This window comes from Kribbella ginsengisoli (assembly GCF_039537185.1).
GTDB lineage: Bacteria > Actinomycetota > Actinomycetes > Propionibacteriales > Kribbellaceae > Kribbella > Kribbella koreensis.
In genome coordinates this window covers 469676-488392 of the sequence record NZ_BAABAA010000006.1, presented here as the reverse complement: position 1 = coordinate 488392, position 18717 = coordinate 469676, and the positions used below count along the sequence as shown (strand labels likewise).

At 68.4% G+C, this 18717-nt stretch carries 13 protein-coding genes and 1 tRNA gene; 9 read left to right on the top strand and 5 right to left on the bottom strand.

Going from position 1 to position 18717, the window contains the following annotated elements:
- Positions 1 to 55: 55 nt before the first annotated feature.
- Positions 56 to 1069, top strand: a complete 1014-nt coding sequence (locus tag ABD768_RS23360) for a LacI family DNA-binding transcriptional regulator (RefSeq protein ID WP_343981621.1) — start codon at positions 56 to 58, stop codon at positions 1067 to 1069.
- Positions 1070 to 1201: 132 nt separating this feature from the next.
- Here the strand turns inward: ABD768_RS23360 and ABD768_RS23355 are convergent, their stop codons facing one another.
- Positions 1202 to 2665, bottom strand: coding sequence for a GAF domain-containing protein (locus tag ABD768_RS23355; RefSeq protein ID WP_344843958.1), 1464 nt, complete (start codon positions 2663 to 2665; stop codon positions 1202 to 1204).
- Between the two features lie 123 nt (positions 2666 to 2788).
- Here ABD768_RS23355 and adh point away from each other — a divergent pair, with 123 nt between their 5' ends.
- Complete coding sequence (gene adh, locus ABD768_RS23350) at positions 2789 to 4312, top strand: aldehyde dehydrogenase (protein WP_343981627.1); 1524 nt, start codon at positions 2789 to 2791, stop codon at positions 4310 to 4312.
- 6 nt (positions 4313 to 4318) lie between these two features.
- Complete coding sequence (locus ABD768_RS23345; protein WP_343981630.1) at positions 4319 to 4696, top strand: DUF779 domain-containing protein; 378 nt, start codon at positions 4319 to 4321, stop codon at positions 4694 to 4696.
- A gap of 58 nt (positions 4697 to 4754) precedes the next feature.
- On the opposite strand, the gene ABD768_RS23340 is transcribed toward ABD768_RS23345, so the two are convergent.
- Positions 4755 to 5300 (bottom strand): hypothetical protein, encoded by a 546-nt coding sequence (locus ABD768_RS23340; protein ID WP_344843954.1) that lies wholly within the window; start codon positions 5298 to 5300, stop codon positions 4755 to 4757.
- A gap of 249 nt (positions 5301 to 5549) precedes the next feature.
- Between ABD768_RS23340 and ABD768_RS23335 the strand changes: the two genes are divergently transcribed.
- From ABD768_RS23335 to ABD768_RS23320, 4 genes are all read left to right on the top strand, one after another.
- Entirely contained in the window at positions 5550 to 6746 is a 1197-nt protein-coding gene (locus ABD768_RS23335) for a S53 family peptidase (RefSeq protein ID WP_344843951.1), read from the top strand.
- Positions 6747 to 6845: 99 nt separating this feature from the next.
- Positions 6846 to 7844 (top strand): hypothetical protein, encoded by a 999-nt coding sequence (locus ABD768_RS23330; protein ID WP_344843948.1) that lies wholly within the window; start codon positions 6846 to 6848, stop codon positions 7842 to 7844.
- Positions 7845 to 7933: 89 nt separating this feature from the next.
- A complete protein-coding gene (locus tag ABD768_RS23325; RefSeq protein ID WP_344843945.1) occupies positions 7934 to 10858 on the top strand; it encodes a M36 family metallopeptidase in 2925 nt (974 codons plus the stop codon).
- A 126-nt stretch (positions 10859 to 10984) separates the two neighbouring features.
- The gene (locus tag ABD768_RS23320) at positions 10985 to 13855 is read left to right on the top strand and encodes a M36 family metallopeptidase (RefSeq protein WP_344843942.1); all 2871 of its coding nucleotides are present in this window, start codon (positions 10985 to 10987) and stop codon (positions 13853 to 13855) included.
- A 232-nt stretch (positions 13856 to 14087) separates the two neighbouring features.
- Here the strand turns inward: ABD768_RS23320 and ABD768_RS23315 are convergent.
- Positions 14088 to 14161 (bottom strand) — tRNA-Gly (locus ABD768_RS23315).
- Between the two features lie 235 nt (positions 14162 to 14396).
- Here ABD768_RS23315 and ABD768_RS23310 point away from each other — a divergent pair.
- Both ABD768_RS23310 and dcd read left to right on the top strand, forming a co-directional pair.
- Positions 14397 to 14837: a MarR family winged helix-turn-helix transcriptional regulator gene (locus ABD768_RS23310; RefSeq protein ID WP_164601271.1), complete on the top strand. Its 441-nt coding sequence runs from the start codon at positions 14397 to 14399 to the stop codon at positions 14835 to 14837.
- Between the two features lie 158 nt (positions 14838 to 14995).
- Complete coding sequence (dcd, locus tag ABD768_RS23305; protein ID WP_344843938.1) at positions 14996 to 15571, top strand: dCTP deaminase; 576 nt, start codon at positions 14996 to 14998, stop codon at positions 15569 to 15571.
- 22 nt (positions 15572 to 15593) lie between these two features.
- On the opposite strand, the gene ABD768_RS23300 is transcribed toward dcd, so the two are convergent.
- Complete coding sequence (locus tag ABD768_RS23300; RefSeq protein WP_344843935.1) at positions 15594 to 17066, bottom strand: hypothetical protein; 1473 nt, start codon at positions 17064 to 17066, stop codon at positions 15594 to 15596.
- Complete coding sequence (locus ABD768_RS23295) at positions 17066 to 18634, bottom strand: PQQ-binding-like beta-propeller repeat protein (protein ID WP_344843933.1); 1569 nt, start codon at positions 18632 to 18634, stop codon at positions 17066 to 17068. Before ABD768_RS23295 ends, ABD768_RS23300 begins: the two co-directional genes overlap by 1 nt.
- Positions 18635 to 18717: the final 83 nt, after the last annotated feature.

Below are 18717 nucleotides of genomic sequence, written 5' to 3'. Positions count from 1 at the left end.
GCAACGCCCACTCTCCGACAGGTTTTTGTCCCCGCCGTGCCCTAGGGTCGATGCCATGTCCGGAACAGGCCGCAGGCCGACCCTCAAGGACATCGCAGCCGACACCGGCCTCTCGATGGCCGCCGTGTCGTACGCGTTGCGAGGTCTGCAAGGAACGCCGGAGACGCAACAGCGGGTGCAGGAAGCCGCCGAGCGTCTCGGCTACCAGGCCGACCCCGTGGCCCGCGCGCTCGCCTCCGGCCGCAGCGGCTCGATCGGCGTGCTGTGCGCCTCGCTCGAGGACCTCTGGCAGCAACGGCTGGCCGCCGCGCTCGGCCGCGAGCTGCTCGCCCCGGACCGTAACGCCTGGATCATCGACTCGGCCGGTGACGCCGACCGGCAGCTCCAGCTCGCCCAGCACCTGGTCGACCATCGCGCCGACGCGATCGTGGTGATCCCGATCGATCCGGGCGCCAAGGGCTGGGCCAAGATCGCCCAGCAGGCGCCGGTGATCGCCATCGGCGACGCACTGCCGGCCGCGAAGGCGAAGTCCGAGGTGCTGTTCGACAACGAGACCGGAGTCAGCACGGCGCTGCAGCGGCTGGCCGACGCCGGTCACCGCGACATCGTCGTACTGAGCCCGTCCCGCCGGTTCGAGGTGGAGCGGCCGGCCGAGGAGATCGCCCAGCGGATCGCCTTCGGGCTCAAGGTCAAGGTGCGGATCGTGCCCTGCCCGCACGACCTGGCCGGCGCCACCGAGGTCGCCCGCGAGGTGCTCACCGGGGACCGTCGGCCGACCGGCATCCTGGCGCTCGCCGACTCGATGGCCTTCGGCGTGTACGCCGCCTGCAAGGAGCTCGGCATCTGCGTCCCCGACGACCTGTCCCTGCTCGGGTACGACGACCAGCCGATGTCCCAGCTGCTCAGCCCGCCGCTGTCCACCTTCCACTGGCCGCTGGACGACCTGGTCGCCGACGTCGTGAGCCGCGTCACGTCGGCCGTCGACACCAACCGCCGGGTCCGCCGGACGACGGTCGAGCCGACCCTGATCGAGCGTGGCTCGGTCGCCGCCCCGCCCCCTGGCCAGTAGAACCGAGCTGGGGCGTGACGGCGACTCTGAGTCACCCACGACGGTCACACCTGCGAAACTAGACTAGTTCACTGCACTTAAATCCCACTGTCCAGATACTGAACGCCGGATACCGAACGTCAGTCGCAGCCCTCAGCCGGCGAGCCGATCCAGCCGGGCGGCAACCGCGGCCCGGCGATGGTCACCGGCCGGCAGCAGCCGATCGAGCACCTCGAAGATCTCCAGATCCTCGGCCCCCGTCGGCGTCTCCGCGAACCGCCACAGCAGCTCGGCATCAGCCGAACCCAGTACTGCGCGCCGCAACGTCGCATCCAATTCGTCCCGCTCCACCCGCAAGGCCGGCGCATCCGAGCGCCCGAGCAGCGGCCCGGAATACAACTCCAGAGCCCGAGCCAGGTCGCCAAGACGCAGAGCCAGCTGCACATCGGTGACGTCCCCCGACACCTCCGCGACGATCCGATACGGCTTGGTGTCGAGTACGCCCGGCCCGAGCAGGTTCCGCAGCCGATGCATCTCGGCCCGCACCGTCGCCGGATTGCCCTCGTCCCCATACAGGTGCAGCATCAACTGCTCAGCCGTGAGCCCGGCCGGATGGAGGAGCAGCAACGCGAGCACCTCGGCCCGGCGCAGCGTCAGCGCGATCTCACGAGTCCCGACGACAGCGGCGGGCTGGTCCGCGCCCAGCAGCCTCAACCGCAGGAGCGGGCGGCGTCGGCGTACCGGGCCTGGGATACGCAACAGGTAGCCCTCGTCCAGCTGCTCGACCACGGCCTCGCGTCCATCGCCGAGCTCGACGCGTGACGCGCCAGCGGAGACGTCGAGGCGATCAGGCAGCCAGGCCAGCGGCTGGACCGCCAGCACCCGTCCGGTCGGCGTGAGCAGCGCTCCAGGCGAATCACCAAGCGCGATCAGGTGCCGCATGTTGCGAGCGCGCAGCGTCTCGTCAGCCGCAGCCATCCGCACCCGGAGCTGCCCCTCGGCCAACTGAGCAGCAGCTGTCACCAGAGCCATCATCGCCGGATGGACCGTCCGCAACGGCCCGCTGACGTCGATCGCCCCGATCACCTTGCCGGTATCCGGGTCATGGACCGGCGCCGCGGCACACGTCCACGCGTGAATACGGCGTACCAGATGTTCGGCCGAGTGGATCTGGACCGATTGATCGGTAGCCAGCGCAGTACCCATCCCATTGGTACCGATCGCATCCTCGGACCACACCGCCCCCTCGGTCAGCGCGATCCGGTCGGCCTGCCGGCGAACATCGGCCGATCCCTCGCGCCAGAGGATCAGCCCCTGCGCGTCCGTGACGATCATGATGTGGGACGCCTCGTCCGCGATGGTCGTCAGAGTCGCGCGGAGGATCGGCAGTACCGCGTGCAACGGGTGGTCCTCGCGCAAGGACTCCAGCACGTCGGCCGGCAGGACCAGCGGCGGCCCGTCCAGCTCCGGATCGACGGATGCCGCCAGCGATCGTTGCCAGGACTCGGCGACCAACGGCCTCGGCGCGGCAGGGCGCGGCACACCAGGCACCCGGACTCCGCCGAACACCTCGTCGTACAGCTCACTGAGCCGCCGTGCCCTTTCGCCGGGGTCCACGCTCCAGCCTCACCCGGAACGGGCGGTCAGACAAGGGTGTACCAGGCCACAAAGCTATGCAACGTCCTTGCAACGTCGCCCGGCCTAGCTTGCGCAGCACCGCTCTTTTCTGCAGGAGGACCTATGACGATCTATGCAGCCCCAGGGCAGGACGGCAGTCCCGTCAGCTTCAAGTCCCGGTACGACCACTTCATCGGTGGTGAATGGGTGCCGCCGGCCAAGGGCGGGTACTTCGAGAACCCCACGCCGGTGACCGGCGAGACCTTCACCGAGATCGCGCGCGGCACCTCCGACGACGTCGAGGCAGCCCTCGACGCCGCCCACGGAGCCGCGCCGGGCTGGGGCCGGACCTCGGCGGCCGAGCGCGCGAACATCCTGAACAAGATCGCCGACCGGATCGAGGACAACCTCGAACTGCTCGCCGTCGCCGAGACGTGGGACAACGGCAAGGCGGTCCGCGAGACGCTGGCCGCGGACATGCCGCTGGCCGTCGACCACTTCCGGTACTTCGCCGGCGCGCTGCGCGCGCAGGAGGGCTCGATCTCCCAGGTCGACGACGACACCGTCGCCTACCACTTCCACGAGCCGCTCGGTGTCGTCGCCCAGATCATCCCGTGGAACTTCCCGATCCTGATGGCGACCTGGAAGCTGGCGCCCGCACTGGCCGCCGGCAACGCCGTCGTCCTCAAGCCGGCCGAGCAGACGCCCGCGTCGATCCATGTCCTGATGGAGCTGATCGCCGACCTGATCCCGCCGGGGGTGCTGAACATCGTCAACGGGTTCGGCGTCGAGGCCGGCAAGCCGCTTGCGTCCAGCAACAGAGTCGCCAAGGTCGCGTTCACTGGTGAGACCACGACCGGCCGGCTCATCATGCAGTACGCCTCGGAGAACATCATCCCGGTGACGCTGGAGCTCGGCGGCAAGAGCCCGAACCTGTTCTTCGACGACGTCGCCAGCTCCCGTGACGACTTCTACGACAAGGCGCTCGAGGGCTTCACGATGTTCGCGCTGAACCAGGGCGAGGTCTGCACCTGCCCGTCCCGCGCGTTGATCCAGGCCGGTATCTACGACTCGTTCCTCAACGACGCGAAGGCGCGCACCGAGGCGGTCAAGCAGGGCAACCCGCTGGACACCGACACGATGATGGGCGCGCAGGCCAGCAACGACCAGTACGAGAAGATCCTGTCGTACATCGACATCGGCAAGGCCGAGGGCGCCAAGGTGATCACCGGCGGCGAGAAGGCCGACCTCGGCGGCAACCTCAGTGGCGGCTACTACGTCCAGCCGACCATCTTCGAGGGCGACAACAAGATGCGGATCTTCCAGGAGGAGATCTTCGGGCCGGTCGTCTCGGTGACCAGGTTCGACGACTACGCCGACGCGATCAAGATCGCCAACGACACCCTGTACGGGCTCGGCGCCGGCGTCTGGTCGCGGGACATGAACACGGCGTACCGGGCCGGCCGCGAGATCCAGGCCGGGCGGGTCTGGACGAACTGCTACCACGCCTACCCGGCGCACGCGGCCTTCGGCGGCTACAAGAACTCGGGCATCGGCCGGGAGAACCACAAGATGATGCTCGACCACTACCAGCAGACCAAGAACCTGCTGGTCAGCTACAGCCCGAACAAGCTCGGCTTCTTCTAAAACGTCATGGTCGAAAGGGTTTCGTACACGGAGGAGGCGGCGGAGTTGCTCCGTCGCCTCACCGAGATCCATGGCCCGCTGATGTTCCATCAGTCCGGCGGGTGCTGCGACGGCAGCTCGCCGATGTGCTACCCGGACGGCGAGTTCAGGACCGGCAACGCGGACATCCTCCTGGGTGACCTCGACGTGGCCGGGCTCGACCAGCCGATCTCGTTCTGGATGTCGAAGAACCAGTACGAGTACTGGAAACACACCCACCTGACCGTCGACGTCGTCAAAGGCCGCGGCAGCGGCTTCTCCGTCGAGGCGCCGGAAGGCGTCCGCTTCCTGATCCGTTCCCGTCTGTTCAGCGACCAGGAGTCCGAGGCTCTCGGCCTGCTCTGACGTGGGACCCCAAGCGAGTGCCGGCCGCCCGGTGGCGTTGCCGGACGGCCGGCACTCTTCAGCTGCCCAAGTAGGCAGTCAATTCCTCGGTACTCCGTACGCCGTGCTCGAGCACCGCCGGATAGATGTCCGACCCGCCAACCGCGTCCGGGTACCCCGGATAGGTGCTCTTGAGCCGCAGAATCGCTTCCTTCTCCTCATCACTCGCCGCCCCGACCCGCAACGCGTCCGCGACATGCGGCCGGTCGACGGCGTGCAGCCAGACGGTCAGCTCGACCTTCCAGCCGGCGTACCCGAGTACCGCGTAGAAGCGCTCGTCGGTGAGCTGCGGCGTCGGCCGGCGCTCTCCCCGTTCGTCGCGGAAGTCGACCGACAGCAACTCGACCCGCGCCGCGAGGTCGGCAAGCCCGGCCAGTACCTCGCAAGCCGTTGCCGAGGGCGCCGTGAACATGACGTCCAGGTCGCGGAGCACCATCAGTCCCGAGCGCGCGCTGCCGATCAGCAACGGCGGCCCGAGGGACGGGAACGCGTGCTCCAGATCGAGCTTGCGAAGTACCTCGTGGGCCTCCGTCCGGAGTGCCTCCGCCGCGGCCAGTAGGTCCATGAGAGGGACGCTAGCCGAAAAGTCGGGGGGAATCCTTCAGATTGTGCGGAAGGGCAGAACTGGGCGGCACGGCGGGAAAAAACGTTGCACGACAGGGGTTCGCGGACCTGCCACCCATGACATTTGTCAGGGATCCGATCGCTGGATTCCGGTGTCCGCGCAGGCGCACGATTCCGAACACCAATCACGCCGGTTCCGCCCAGACCGAGATGATCAGGGCGGGCCTGCCCAGCTCGAGGAGTTCTGTTGATGCAACGGATTCTCGTGTCCGCCCTGGGCGTCGGCGCACTAGCCGTCGCAGGACTGACCGCGCAAGCACCGGGGGCCACCGCAGCCCCGTCCATCACCACCGGAAGGCACGTCGCGAAGGTCTGTTCGGCGACCGCGAAGTCGCACACGGCCGTCTGCCACGCGCTCAAACTGGTGAACGACGCCGGCGCCACGCCGGCCACCGCCACCCCACCGGCAACCGGTCTCACCCCGACCGGCCTGCGGGACGCCTACAAGCTGAACGGGCTGAGCGCGAACGGCCGCACGGTCGCCATCGTCGACGCCTACGGTTACCCGAACCTCGAGCGGGACCTCGGCGTCTACCGCTCCCAGTTCGGGCTGTCGGCCTGCACCGTGGCCAACGGCTGCCTGCGCATCATCAACCAGACCGGCGGCACCTCGCTGCCGCGGTTCAACGTGGGCTGGGCGGGCGAGCAGGCGCTCGACGTCGACGCGGTCTCGGCCGCCGCGCCGGATGCCAAGATCGTCGTCGTCCAGGCGAACTCCGCCAGCTTCGCCGACCTCGGCACCGCCGTGGTCACCGCCTCGAAGCAGCCGGGCGTGGTCGCGATCTCGAACAGCTACGGCGGCGGCGACGCATCCGACGCCACGTACGGGTCCTACTACAACCACCCAGGCATCGCTGTCACCGCCTCGACCGGCGACAACGGCTACCAGGGTGGCAGCTACCCGGCCTCGTCGTCCTACACAACGGCTGTCGGTGGAACCTCGCTGGTCTCGGCCGGCAACAGCCGTGGCTGGTCGGAGAGTGTCTGGAGTGGTGCGGGTTCGGGCTGCTCGACGTACAACACCGCGCTGAGTGCGGCATCCACCTTCGGCACCGGTTGCTCGAAGCGTGCGATGGCTGATGTCTCGGCGGCGGCTGACCCGAGCAAGGGCGGGATGGCGATCTACTACCCGACCAGCAAGACGGCCTCCACCTGGGCGCAGTTCGGCGGTACGAGTGAGGCCGCGCCGATCATCGCCTCGGTCTACGCACTGTCGGGCAACACCGCCGGTTACGCGAACGCACTGCCGTACGCGCACGCCAGCTCGCTGTTCGACGTGACCAGCGGCAGCAACGGCTCGTGCCCCACGACCCAGTGGTGCAACGCCCGGACCGGCTGGGACGGCCCGACCGGCCTCGGCACGCCGAACGGAGCCGCCGCCTTCTAAACCGGCGAACCCCACTCAGGGTTGATCCGGGGTAGGCCCAGGCCCAATAGGGGGCCTGGGCCTACTGTGCGGCGAGTCCGCGATCCCGACGATCGATACATGACAACTGTGGGGGAAATCCGAACCGAAGTACCGGTACTTCCGGCCAGGCCGCGACGTCTGCACCGGCCACTGATCGCGGTCGCGGCGGCGGCATCCGTGCTGGTCCTGATCGGCATCGTGGGCGCGCTGTTCGACGATCGGCAGCTGCTCGGGCATCCGATCTGGATGAAGCCGCTCAAGTTCTCGATCAGCTTCGCGGCGTACTGCGTGACGCTGGCCTGGTTCCTGTCGCTGCAGACCAAGGCGCGCCGGCTCGGCTGGTGGATGGGCACCTTCGTGGCGCTGGGTATCGCCGCCGAGCTGGCGATCATCGTCGGTCAGGTCGCCGTCCGGGGCCGCCAGCTGCACTTCAACCAGTCCACCCCGACCGACACGCTGTTCCACGACCTGATGGCGACGACGATCTACGTGGTCTACATCGCCGTCTTCGTGATCGCGGTCCAACTGCTCTTCGACAAGCCCGGCGACAAGGCGCTGCGCTGGAGCATCCGGCTCGCCCTCGGCACCACTCTGGTCGGGATGCTGCTCGGCTCGCTGATGTTCCGCGCCACCCCGGCCCAGGAGAAGGCGATCGCGGCGACCGGCCGGGAGGACTTCTTCGGCGCGCACTCGGTCGGTGTCGAAGATGGCGGTCCCGGGATGCCCATCACCGGCTGGAGCACCCAAGGCGGCGACCTGCGGATCGGGCACTTCCTCGGCATCCACTCGCTGCAGCTGATCCCGTTGGTTGCCCTCGGCCTCATTCTGCTCGCCCGCCAGTTCCCGGTACTCCGCCCAGAGGGCCCGCGGACGGCCCTCGTATGGATCGCCGCCGCGGCGTACGCCGGACTGGTCTGGCTGACCATCTGGCAGGCGCAACGCGGCGAATCCCTTGTCCACCCAGGGCAGTCGACACTCCTCGCAGCCGGATCGTTGCTCACCGCGACGACTGTGGCATCGCTGGCAGTACTGGTCCGGGCACGAAGGACAACCCTCGCTTCCGCGTCATTCCGCTGATATCCCTTCCCCGGGCCGACCGCCAGGCTTAAGGTCGGCCCGGACGGGTCGTGGAGGGCGATCCGCGCGACTTTCTCTGGAGCACAGTTGTGAGAGTTTCTGGCAAGGGACGGGGGCTGCTGGCGGTTACCGCCGTCGGCGCATCCACCGTCCTGGCTGTAACGGCCGGCGGTGGCGCGATGGCCGCCACCTCCGCCGCCCCGGACGCCAAGGCCCCGGCCGACGCCGCGAAGTCGATCACCGGCAAGGAGCGCAAGGGCAACTACGACGCCCGCACTCCCAGCGCCCGCGCGAACTACGCCCGCGCGGCGAAGGTGGTCGGCAAGGAGACCGCCGCGTCGGAGAAGTTCCGTACCTCCCTGGGCAGCCAGGGCGTGGTCGCGGTCGACGAGAACACCGGTACGCCGGCCCAGGTGACCAAGCTCAACGGCTTCCTCACCGCCAAGAGCACCAAGAAGGCCACCGAGATCGCGCTGGCCTACGTCAAGGCCCACCCCGAGGTCTTCAAGCTGTCGGCCTCCGACCTCGGCACCCTCAAGCTGAGCAAGGACTACGTCGACGACCTCGGCACCCACCACATCTCGTGGAGCCAGCAGGTCGACGGCATCGATGTGTTCGGCAACGGTCTCAAGGCCAACGTCACCAAGGCCGGCCAGCTGATCTCGCTGCAGGGCGCGCCGATCTCCGGCCTCGTCTCGCAGGCCCAGGCCCGCGAGAAGGCGGCCTCCTCGACCATCAGCGCCGACGCGGCCCGTACCGCGGCGGCCGAGGATGTCGACGCGAAGCTGGCGAACGCCACCGCGAGCACCACCGCCGGCACCACCAAGTGGAGCAGCGGCGACACCGCCAAGCAGGTCTGGTTCCACACCGCCGACGGTCTGCGCAAGGGCTGGCTGACCTATGTCAACGGCGGCGGCTCGAAGATCTACAGCCACGTGATCGACGCCCAGACCGGCGGCCTGCTGTACCGCAAGGACCTGGTCAGCGAGGGCAACGGCGACGCGCTCGTCATCGACAACTACCCGGGCGCTGCCAAGGGCGGCACCCAGCGCACCGAGAACCTGATCTACAACAAGTGGCTGCCGAAGAACGCGAAGACGCTGCTCGAGGGAACGTCTGTCGCCGCCTTCGCGGACGTGAACGACGACAACCAGCCGAACGCCGGCGAGACGGTCAAGGTGCCGGGCACGCCGACCACCTCGGAGTACAAGCTCGTCCCGTTCCAGGACAGCAGCCGGTTCTGCTCGGCGGCGTTCATCTGTACCTGGGACCCGGCCAAGCCGGACTCCTGGAAGACGAACCTGAACCAGGACGTCACCAACGCCTTCTACCTGGCCAGCAACTTCCACGACTGGCTGGCCAAGCCGCCGATCAGCTTCACCCCGGCGGCCGGCTCGTTCGACGCGGCGGGCGGCGACCCGGTGCACCTGAACGCGCTGGACGGCGCGGCGACCGGCGCCGACGGCGGACCGGACGCGAACCACGACGACAACGCGAACATGTCGACCCCGCCGGACGGCACCCCGCCGACCATGCAGATGTACCTGTGGCACTCGCCGGGCAAGTCCGACGACCAGGAGCGCTGGGTCCCCGCGAGCGGGGCGAACGACGCCAGCATCCTGTACCACGAGTACACCCACGGTCTGTCGAACCGGCTCGTCGTCGACGCCACCGGCAACTCGACGCTGAACAGCATCCAGGCCGGCTCGATGGGCGAGGCGTGGAGCGACTTCTACGCGATGGACTACCTCGTCTCGCACGGCCTGGAGAAGGACACCACCGCTCCCGGTGAGGTCCTCGAGGGCAAGTACGTCGCCCACGGCCAGCTGTTCCGGACCGAGGCGATCGACTGCCGCGTGAAGGCGATCAGCCCGAACTGCGTCGCCCGCGACGGCAGCAAGGGCGGTTACACCTACGGCGACTTCCCGCACATCACCAACCGCCCCGAGGTACACGCCTCCGGTGAGGTCTGGGCCCAGACGCTGTGGGACCTGCGGGAGCGCTTCGGCCGCGCCTACGCGCTGAGCATCATCACCCGCGCGATGGAGCTGTCCACCGCGGACCCGACGATGCTCGACATGCGTAACGCGATCGTCCAGGCCGACCTGGTCGCCAGCGGCGGCAAGAACGCCGGCATCATCTGGCAGGTCTTCGCCAACCGTGGCATGGGCTGGTTCGCCGGCGTGCTCGACGGCGGCGACGCGAACCCGATCGAGGACTTCCACGTTCCGCCGAAGACGGCCACCACGAGCATCACCGGTACCGTCACCGACAAGGACACCGGCGCTCCGGTGGCCGGCGCGCTCGTCTTCATCGGCGGCCACGCCTCCGGCTACGCGGGTGACTACTCCGCAGTGACCGGCGCCAACGGCAAGTACACGATCACCGGCGTACTGCCCGGCACCTACGGCAAGTTCGTCGTCACCGGCGCCGGCTACGAGGTACTGGGCGCTCCCGTGACGGTCAAGCCGAGCGGCACCGTCGCCAACCTGGCTCCGCGGCGCAACTGGGCCGCGTCGTCCGGCGGCGGCACGGTCTCGGACTACAACGGTCCGGACTTCTCGCCGCAGTGCGGTCCGCAGTACGCGAACGACTCCAGCCAGGGCACCGGCTGGGGCAGCACCACCGGCGACGACAACGGCACGCCGACCAGCGTGATGGTGCCGAAGTTCATCACCATCACGCTGCCGGACACCGTGAACGTCACCAAGTTCTCGGTCGACCCGTCGAACACCTGTGGTGACGACCCGACCGCCGCCACCGGCCAGTACAAGATCGAGACCTCGGCCGACGGCACCACCTGGGCGACCGCCCAGGAGGGTGAGTTCACCGCCGCCAACGTCGGCAAGTACACCGAACTCGCGCCGACCGGCGCGACGGCCGGCGTGAAGTACGTCAAGTTCACGATGCTCAGCCCGCAGGTCCCGAACTTCGCGACCACCTGTCCCGGTTCCACCGTCAGCGGCTGCTCCTTCACCGACATGACGGAGATCCAGGTCTTCGGCACCAAGTAACCGCACCGATCACCATCCGCGAGGGCCGGCCGAGTACCCACTCGACCGGCCCTCCGGCTTCTGTCTCGACAATATTCAGGAGTGATGTTTGTGAGAGTTCCCGGCAAGGGACGCAGGCTGCTCGCGGTGACCGCCGTGAGCGCCAGCACGGTCCTGGCGGTCACGGCCGGCGGTGGCGCGATGGCCGCCACGGCCGCCACCCCCGATGCGAAGACACCCCCCGACGCGGCCAAGCCGCTGAAGGCCAAGGAGCGCAAGGGCAACTACGACGCCCGCACCCCCAACGCCCGCGCGAACTACAACCGCGCGGCCAAGGTGGTCGGTAAGGAAACGGCCGCCTCGGAGAAATTCCGTACCTCTCTGGGCAGCCAGGGCGTCGTCGCACTCGACGAGAACACCGGTACGCCGGAGCAGGTGACCAAGCTCGACGGCTTCCTCACCGGCAAGAGCACCAAGAAGGCGACCGACATCGCGCTGGCCTACGTCAAGGCGCACCCGGAGGTCTTCCGGCTCTCGGCCTCCGACCTCGCCGGTCTGAAGCTCCGCAAGGACTACGTCGACGACCTCGGCACCCACCACATCTCCTGGGTCCAGGAGGTCGACGGCATCGAGGTGTTCGGCAACGGCCTGAAGGCCAACGTCACCAAGGCCGGCCAGCTGATCTCGCTCCAGGGCGCACCGATCGCCGGACTGGCCACCCAGGCCGCGGCCCGCCGGGCTGCTCCCTCGGTGACCGCCGCAGCGGCACGCACCGCCGCGGCCGAGGACATCGGTGGGACCGCGAAGAGCGCAACTGCCAAGGCCGCCGGTACCACCACCAAGTGGAGCAACGGCGACTACGCGAAGGAGGTCTGGTTCCACACCGCCGACGGCCTGCGCAAGGCGTGGTCGACGTACACCAACGCGGGCGGCACGCTGATCTACACCCACGTGATCGACGCCCAGACCGGCACGCTGCTCTACCGGCGTGACCTGTCCAGCAACGACAAGGGCGACGCGCTCGTCTTCGACAACTACCCGGGCGCGCCCAAGGGCGGCGTCCAGCGCACCGAGAACCTGATCTACAACAAGTGGCTGCCCAAGGGCGCGAAGACGCTCCTCGAGGGCACTTCGGTCGCGGCGTTCGCGGACATCAACGACGACAACCAGGCGAACCCTGGCGAGACGGTCAAGGTGCCGGGAACGCCCACCGGTTCGGAGTACAAGCTGGTGCCGTTCCAGTCGGTCCCGCTCTGCTCGCCGACGACCATCTGCACCTGGGACCCGGCCAAGCCGCAGTCCTGGAAGACCAACATGAACGAGGACGTCACCAACGGGTTCTTCTTCGCCAGCAACTTCCACGACTGGCTGGCCAAGCCGCCGATCAGCTTCACCAAGGCAGCGGGCTCGTTCGACGCCGACGGCGGCGACGCGGTCCAGCTGAACTCGATCGACGGCGCGGCCACCGCTGCCGACGGCGGGCCGGACGCCAACCACATCGACAACGCGAACATGAACACCCCGCCGGACGGCACCCCGCCGACCATGCAGATGTACCTGTTCGGCAGCGTCGGCGACGACGCGACGGTGGCGACCAGTTCGTCGAACTCGGCCGAGATCCTGTACCACGAGTACACCCACGGCCTGTCGAACCGGCTGGTCGTCGACGCGAGCGGCAACTCGACGCTGAACAGCATCCAGTCCGGCGCGATGGGCGAGGCGTGGAGCGACTTCTACGCGCTCGACTACCTGGCCTCGCACAACCTGGAGAAGGACACCACCGCCAACGGTGAGATGCGGATCGGCCGGTACGACACCGGCGGCGGCACCATCCGTACGATGCCGAACGACTGCCGGGTCAGGGCCAAGGAGCCGGCCTGTGTCGGCATCGACGGTTCGCAGGGTGGCTACACCTACGGCGACTTCCCGACCATCGGCGGCTCGCCGGAGGTGCACTCGTCCGGTGAGGTGTGGGCCCAGACGCTGTGGGACCTGCGCGAGCGGTTCGGCCACACCTACGCGCTGAGCATCATCACCCGCGCAATGGAGCTCTCCACCGCCGACCCGACGATGCTGGACATGCGCAACGCGATCGTCCAGGCCGACCTGGTGGCCAGTGGCGGCAAGAACGCCAAGGTCATCTGGCAGGTCTTCGCGAACCGCGGCATGGGCTGGTTCGCCGGCGCGCTCGACAGCGGCGACTCGCACCCGGTCGAGGACTTCCACATCCCGCCGACGGGCGCCACCACCTCTATCTCCGGCACTGTGACGGACAAGGACTCCGGCGCTCCGGTGGCCGGTGCACTGGTGTTCATCGGTGGCCACGCGTCCGGCTACGCGGGTGACTACTCCGCAGTGACCGGCGCCAACGGCAAGTACACGATCACCGGCGTACTGCCCGGCACCTACGGCAAGTTCGTCGTCTCGGGCGTCGGCTACGAGGTGCTCGGCAACGCCTTGACGGTCAAGGCCGGCGGTACGACCGCCAACTTCACGCCCCGGCGCAACTGGGCCGCGGCGTCCGGCGGCGGTTCGGTGGTGGACTTCAACGGTCCGGACCTCACGTCGCTCGGCTGTGGCCCGGCCAACGTGATCGACTCCAGCCAGGGTCCGGGCTGGGGCAGCACTACCGGTGACGACGACGGTACGCCGACCGGCGTAATGATTCCGAAGAACGTCGACATCGCGCTGCCGGTGGCCGTGAACATCAGCAAGTTCTCGGTCGACCCGTCGAACAACTGCGGCGACCCGGGCAGCTCGGCGACTGGTAAGTACCGGATCGAGACGTCCGTCGACGGCACCACCTGGGCAACGGCCCTGGAGGGCGAGTTCGGCGCCGCCAACCGCGGCAAGTACAACGAGGTCACGCCGACCGGCAACGTCACCGGCGTGAAGTTCGTCCGGTTCGTGATGCTCAGCCCGCAGGTGCCCGACTTCGCCACGAACTGCCCCGACGGCGGCTACGCCGGCTGTCAGTTCACCGACATGACCGAACTCGAGGTCTTCGGCTCGAAGTAACCACCGGCACGAGGGCCGGCCGAGTACCCACTCGACCGGCCCTCGTTCTGTTTCCGTATGGAATGGTTGTCACCCCTGGTTTGCAAGGACAAAGCGGCACCCGTTCGGCGGCGCCATTCGAATATGAAATGCCACCCCTGATCAGGCAGGCACCGGCCCGGACTACCCGCGCCGGCCGCACCCGAAACCCCCGGAGAAGGCAAAAACCCCAGGCCATCGGCCTGGGGTCTGCTGGAGCGGGTGACGAGAATCGAACTCGCACTGTCAGCTTGGGAAGCTGATGTTCTGCCATTGAACTACACCCGCGCGGCTGCCGGTTTCCCGGCGGACTCAGAGGATCATACCCGACCCCGCGGGCGGTTTGCACGGGGGGTTAACGGGCAGTTTTGAACAAAGGGCACGCTCAGGACTGGGCAGGCCGGTCATCTTCTGGCAGATTAGAACGCGTTGCCGGGGGCAACATTCGACGCAACGTGAGGATGCGGTCCTGACTGGGGCCGGACAAGATGGTTGCGGGGCAACTGAAAAGAAGGGGTGAACGGTGGCAACTGACACTAACGACGCACTCGAGAACCTGGAGAAGGAACTCGTCACGCTGGCACGCCGGCTGCGCAGTCTGCAGCGGACGCTGTCGGACGAGGCGCATCCGGATCTGGAGCCGGCCCAGTACGCCTTGCTGAACCACGTCGAGGAACTGGCGCCGGTTCGGATGGCCGACCTGGTCGCGGCGCTCGAGGTGGACAAGGGGCCGGTCAGCCGGGCCTGCGCCCGGCTCGAGGAGGAGGGCCTGCTGAAGCGGGCCGCCGACAAGTCCGACGCCCGGGCGACCCTGCTGACGCTGACGGCGAACGGCAAGCGCAAGCTCGCCGCGGCCCGCAAGAAGCGCCACAAGGTGATCGAGGACCTGCTCAAGGACTGGTCGCCGGCCCAGGTGAAGACGTTCGCCGGCCAGGTCTCGAAGTTCAACAAGCTCGCCAACTGAGCCGTTGCCGAAGGCCCGTAGCCGCGTCGACGGTCCGGGGAGCTGAGGGCTCCGGAACAGGTACGCGGCCAGGTCCGGGTGGCACCGGGCGCCGATCCGATCAGGATCGAGGCCCTGCAGACAGGCGGAGTTGCAGCACGCTGCGGTAAGTTGCGTTCGTGCTGCTCTCCGACCGTGACATCTTGGCCGAGCTCGACGCGAAGCGGGTCCAGCTGGACCCGTTCGATGCTGCGATGGTGCAGCCGTCGAGCGTCGACGTACGGCTGGACCGATTCTTCCGGGTGTTCGAGAACCACCGCTACCCGCACATCGATCCGGCCGAGGAACAGCCCGACCTGACCCGCCAGGTCGAGCCGGAGGGCGACGAACCCTTCATCCTGCACCCGGGCGAGTTCGTCCTCGGGTCCACCTTCGAGCAGGTGACATTGCCCGACGACGTGGCGGCACGGGTCGAGGGCAAGTCGTCGTTGGGCCGGCTCGGGCTACTCACCCACGCCACCGCCGGGTTCATCGACCCCGGCTTCTCCGGCCACGTGACGCTGGAGCTGTCCAACGTGGCGACGCTGCCGATCAAGCTCTGGCCGGGGATGAAGATCGGCCAGCTCTGCTTCTTCCGGCTCTCGTCGCCCGCCGAGCACCCGTACGGCTCCGAGAAGTACGGCTCCCGTTACCAGGGTCAGCGCGGGCCGACGCCGTCGCGGTCGTACAAGAATTTCCTCCGCGGCGGCATCTGAGCCGCCGCGGTCCGGCTGACCGTCAGCCGATCGCCTTCTGGACGACCAGGATCTTCTCGACCCGCGGCGAGACCTTGTTGGTGGGCTGCTGGAGATAGACGCTGCCGTACTTCGAGACCATCAGCGGCGACTGCTGACTGCCGTACAGCAGCGAGGTGTCACCCCAGCCACCGACGTTCCCGCTGTCGAACGTCGAGGTGTCGGCGGGCGTCGGCGTACCGTCGGTCGGAGTGGCGGCCGGAGTGGCAGCCGGAGCCTCCACGTCCTGGCCGGTCTTGGCGTCCAGCAGGACCGCCTTGTCGTCGGCCGTCCCGTAGACCAGCCCGTTGAACATCGTGGTGATCTTCGGCACCACCCGGTTCGACGACGAGTCGTAGCCCCAGAGCGGCTTCCCGGTGGCGTCGTCGAATCCGGCGATGGAGGTCTTCTGGTCGTCCAGCGAGCGGTTGCAGACCACCGAGGCCACATGGTCGGAGAAGCAGTGCACGTCGTCGGCGGAGTCCGCCGAGAGCGGCAGCTTGTTCTCGACCACCGCGCCGGTCGCGATCTCGACGGCGTAGATCGAGTTGACGTGGTCGACGCTGTCCTTGGCACCGTTCACATAGCCGGTCCCCGCGAGGTACGCGTATTTGCTGCCCGAACCAGCCGGGTGGAGGTAGTTCATCGCCGGCACCGGGACGGACTTCTTGACCGCTCCGGTGACGCCGTCGGCCTGGATGATCGTGTTGTCCTTCGCGCCCTCCTGCTGGCTGCCCTTGACGCCGACGACGACGCCGTTCTGGACGCCGGCCGCGCGGATCCCCGGGATCGTCGTCGCCTTCAAGGTGGCCGGGTCGGCGAACACGGTGAAGTCGCCGAGCTTCGGTGCGTTCTCGACGTACTGCGCCTCGAGGCCGACCGCGATCTGGCCGGTCGCCGGGTCGTACACCGGACTGGCCAGCCCGGAGCTGCCCCGGCCCGGCCCGAGCAGGGTGCTCAGATCGGCGACGACCGTGGCCAGCACGTCCCCTTCGGCCGGATCGATCCACTGGAACGCCACCTGATCGTGCGCCTTCTGCGTCCCGCTGCCCTGGACGACCTGCTTGTACGCGATCGCGACGACCTCTTTACCGTTCAGCTGCAAGGCCATCGGCGGGGTCAGGTCGGTGGTCTTGGTGGTCGGGTCGGCGGCGGCCGGCACCTCCCAGCTGTTCGCGCTGAGCGTGCGGGCAGTCAGCCCGGTGCGGAGCGCATACAGCGAGGTCTCACCGACCATGCCGGCCTCGACGTAGTACTGGTTCGGCATCCCGGCTTCGTCGCCCTCGGCCAGCGCCGAGACCGGCGCGAACGCCTTGGGCGGGTCGAAGGTCGCCAGGTTGGGCCCGGACGGTGTCGGCGAGGTCGATGTCCCGTCGCTCGACGGCTGGTCGGTGGCCTTGTCGCCGTCACCGCCACTGCAGCCGGCCAGCAGGGCGGCTGCGACGATTGCCGTGGTCAACGGACGCAGGGCGCGCATCAGCCGACCGCCTTCAGGACCTGCAGGATGCCGCTGGACTCGTCGGACAGGTCCAGCTTGTGCAGATAGACACCGCCGTACTCCGAAACGCCCGCCGGCGACTGGAGCTCGAGGTCCGGCTGGGCCGGCACCGGGGCGCCGGGGGTCTCCCCGCCGGACGGCGTCGTACCGTCGGTACTGCCGTACGTCGGCGTCGGGCCATCGGTCGACGTCGAGCCGTCCGTCGGGGTCGAGCCGTCGGTCGGTGTCGGGTTCTCACCGGGCGTACTGCTGGTGCCAGGGGTGGCCGAGTCGGTCGGGGTGGCGGTCGGTGTCGGCGCCGGGATGTCCTTGCCGGTCAGCGCGTCCATCAGGACCGTCTTGTGCTCGGAGGTGGCGTAGACGACTCCGTGGAACGCCGCAGTCACTTCCGGCACCGCCCGGGCCGCGTTCGCGGCGGTGTAGCCCCAGGCCTTCTTACCGGTGGTGTCGTCGAAGCCGATGATCTCCGCCTCGTCGTACCCGGGGTCGGCCGTGCAGACGACCGACTTCTGGCGGTCCGCGACGCAGGTGTAGTCGAGCAGGAAACTGGTCTTCTTCACCGCGGACTTGGTCTGGACGACCGTTCCGGTGGCCGGGTCGACCGCGTACACGCTGCCGACGTACTCACCGTCACCGAGCTTCGGGTCGTACTTCTGGCCGTACAGGTAGGCGTACTTCCCACCGACGCTGCCGGTCGAGCCGAGACCCCACAGTCCGGGCAGCAGACCGGACTTCGTGACCCGGCCGGTGGCGGCGTCGACGAGGGCCAGCGTCCGCCGGGTGTTGTCCTCGCCCTGGGCCCCGACCACTACACCCTTGCTGATCCCGGCCGGCCGCATGAACGGCACGCCGGCGCCCTTCTTGGTGACCGGATCGCCGGTCACGGTGATGATGCCGGACTTGGCGCCGATCAGGCTGGCCGGCGCGACGCCGACCGCCAGCCGGCCGGTGGCCGGGTCGGCGAAGAAATCGGTCAGGCCGCCGGGGAGGCCGCTGTTCACCTCGTCGTCGCCGAGCAGCGCGGTGGCGTCGACCGTTGCCTCGGACAACGGCTTGCCGTCGGCCGGGTCGAGCCAGCGGAACAGCACCGAGACCCCGGGCTTCTGCGTGCCGGTGCCCTTGACCCGCTGGTAGTAAGCGACCGCGACGGCCGGCTTCCCGTCGAGCTGGACGGCGATCGGGCGACTCGCGTCGTTGATCACCACGCTGCCGTCGGTGGTTTCGGTGGCCAGGGTCTGCCACGGCTTCTGCGTCCCGGTCACGCTCTGGCCGACGGCACCGCTGTAGCTGTTCGCCACCGCGGTCATGCCGACCATGGCGACCTCGGGCTCGGCGGTGCTGTGGCCCTTCTCCTCCGCCAGCGCGGACGCGGCGACGGCCTGGAAGGCCTTGGGTGGGTCGAAGGTCGCGAGTTCGGGAGTGGTCGGGGTGGCGGCCGGATTGTTGCCCTTGTCCCCCGATGCCGGGTCGGATTTCTTGTCGTCGCCACCGCTGCAGCCGGTCAGTAATACAGCAGCGGCGGTGATCGCGACCAGCGGACGCAACATCGTTTCTCCCCGAGTCTGGGCCTGGTTACGGCCAGCACGCTAGCAGCGTCAGCGGCCTCGGGAGGTCAATAAACCAAGGCGTT

Excerpts from the sequence above, each read along its gene's own strand:
- ABD768_RS23360 (WP_343981621.1), top strand. The coding sequence starts at position 56 with ATGTCCGGAACAGGCCGCAGGCCGACCCTCAAGGACATCGCAGCCGAC.
- adh (WP_343981627.1), top strand. The coding sequence starts at position 2,789 with ATGACGATCTATGCAGCCCCAGGGCAGGACGGCAGTCCCGTCAGCTTC.
- ABD768_RS23345 (WP_343981630.1), top strand. The coding sequence starts at position 4,319 with ATGGTCGAAAGGGTTTCGTACACGGAGGAGGCGGCGGAGTTGCTCCGT.
- ABD768_RS23340 (WP_344843954.1), bottom strand. The coding sequence starts at position 5,300 with ATGGACCTACTGGCCGCGGCGGAGGCACTCCGGACGGAGGCCCACGAG.
- ABD768_RS23335 (WP_344843951.1), top strand. The coding sequence starts at position 5,550 with ATGCAACGGATTCTCGTGTCCGCCCTGGGCGTCGGCGCACTAGCCGTC.
- ABD768_RS23330 (WP_344843948.1), top strand. The coding sequence starts at position 6,846 with ATGACAACTGTGGGGGAAATCCGAACCGAAGTACCGGTACTTCCGGCC.
- ABD768_RS23300 (WP_344843935.1), bottom strand. The coding sequence starts at position 17,066 with ATGCGCGCCCTGCGTCCGTTGACCACGGCAATCGTCGCAGCCGCCCTG.
- ABD768_RS23295 (WP_344843933.1), bottom strand. The coding sequence starts at position 18,634 with ATGTTGCGTCCGCTGGTCGCGATCACCGCCGCTGCTGTATTACTGACC.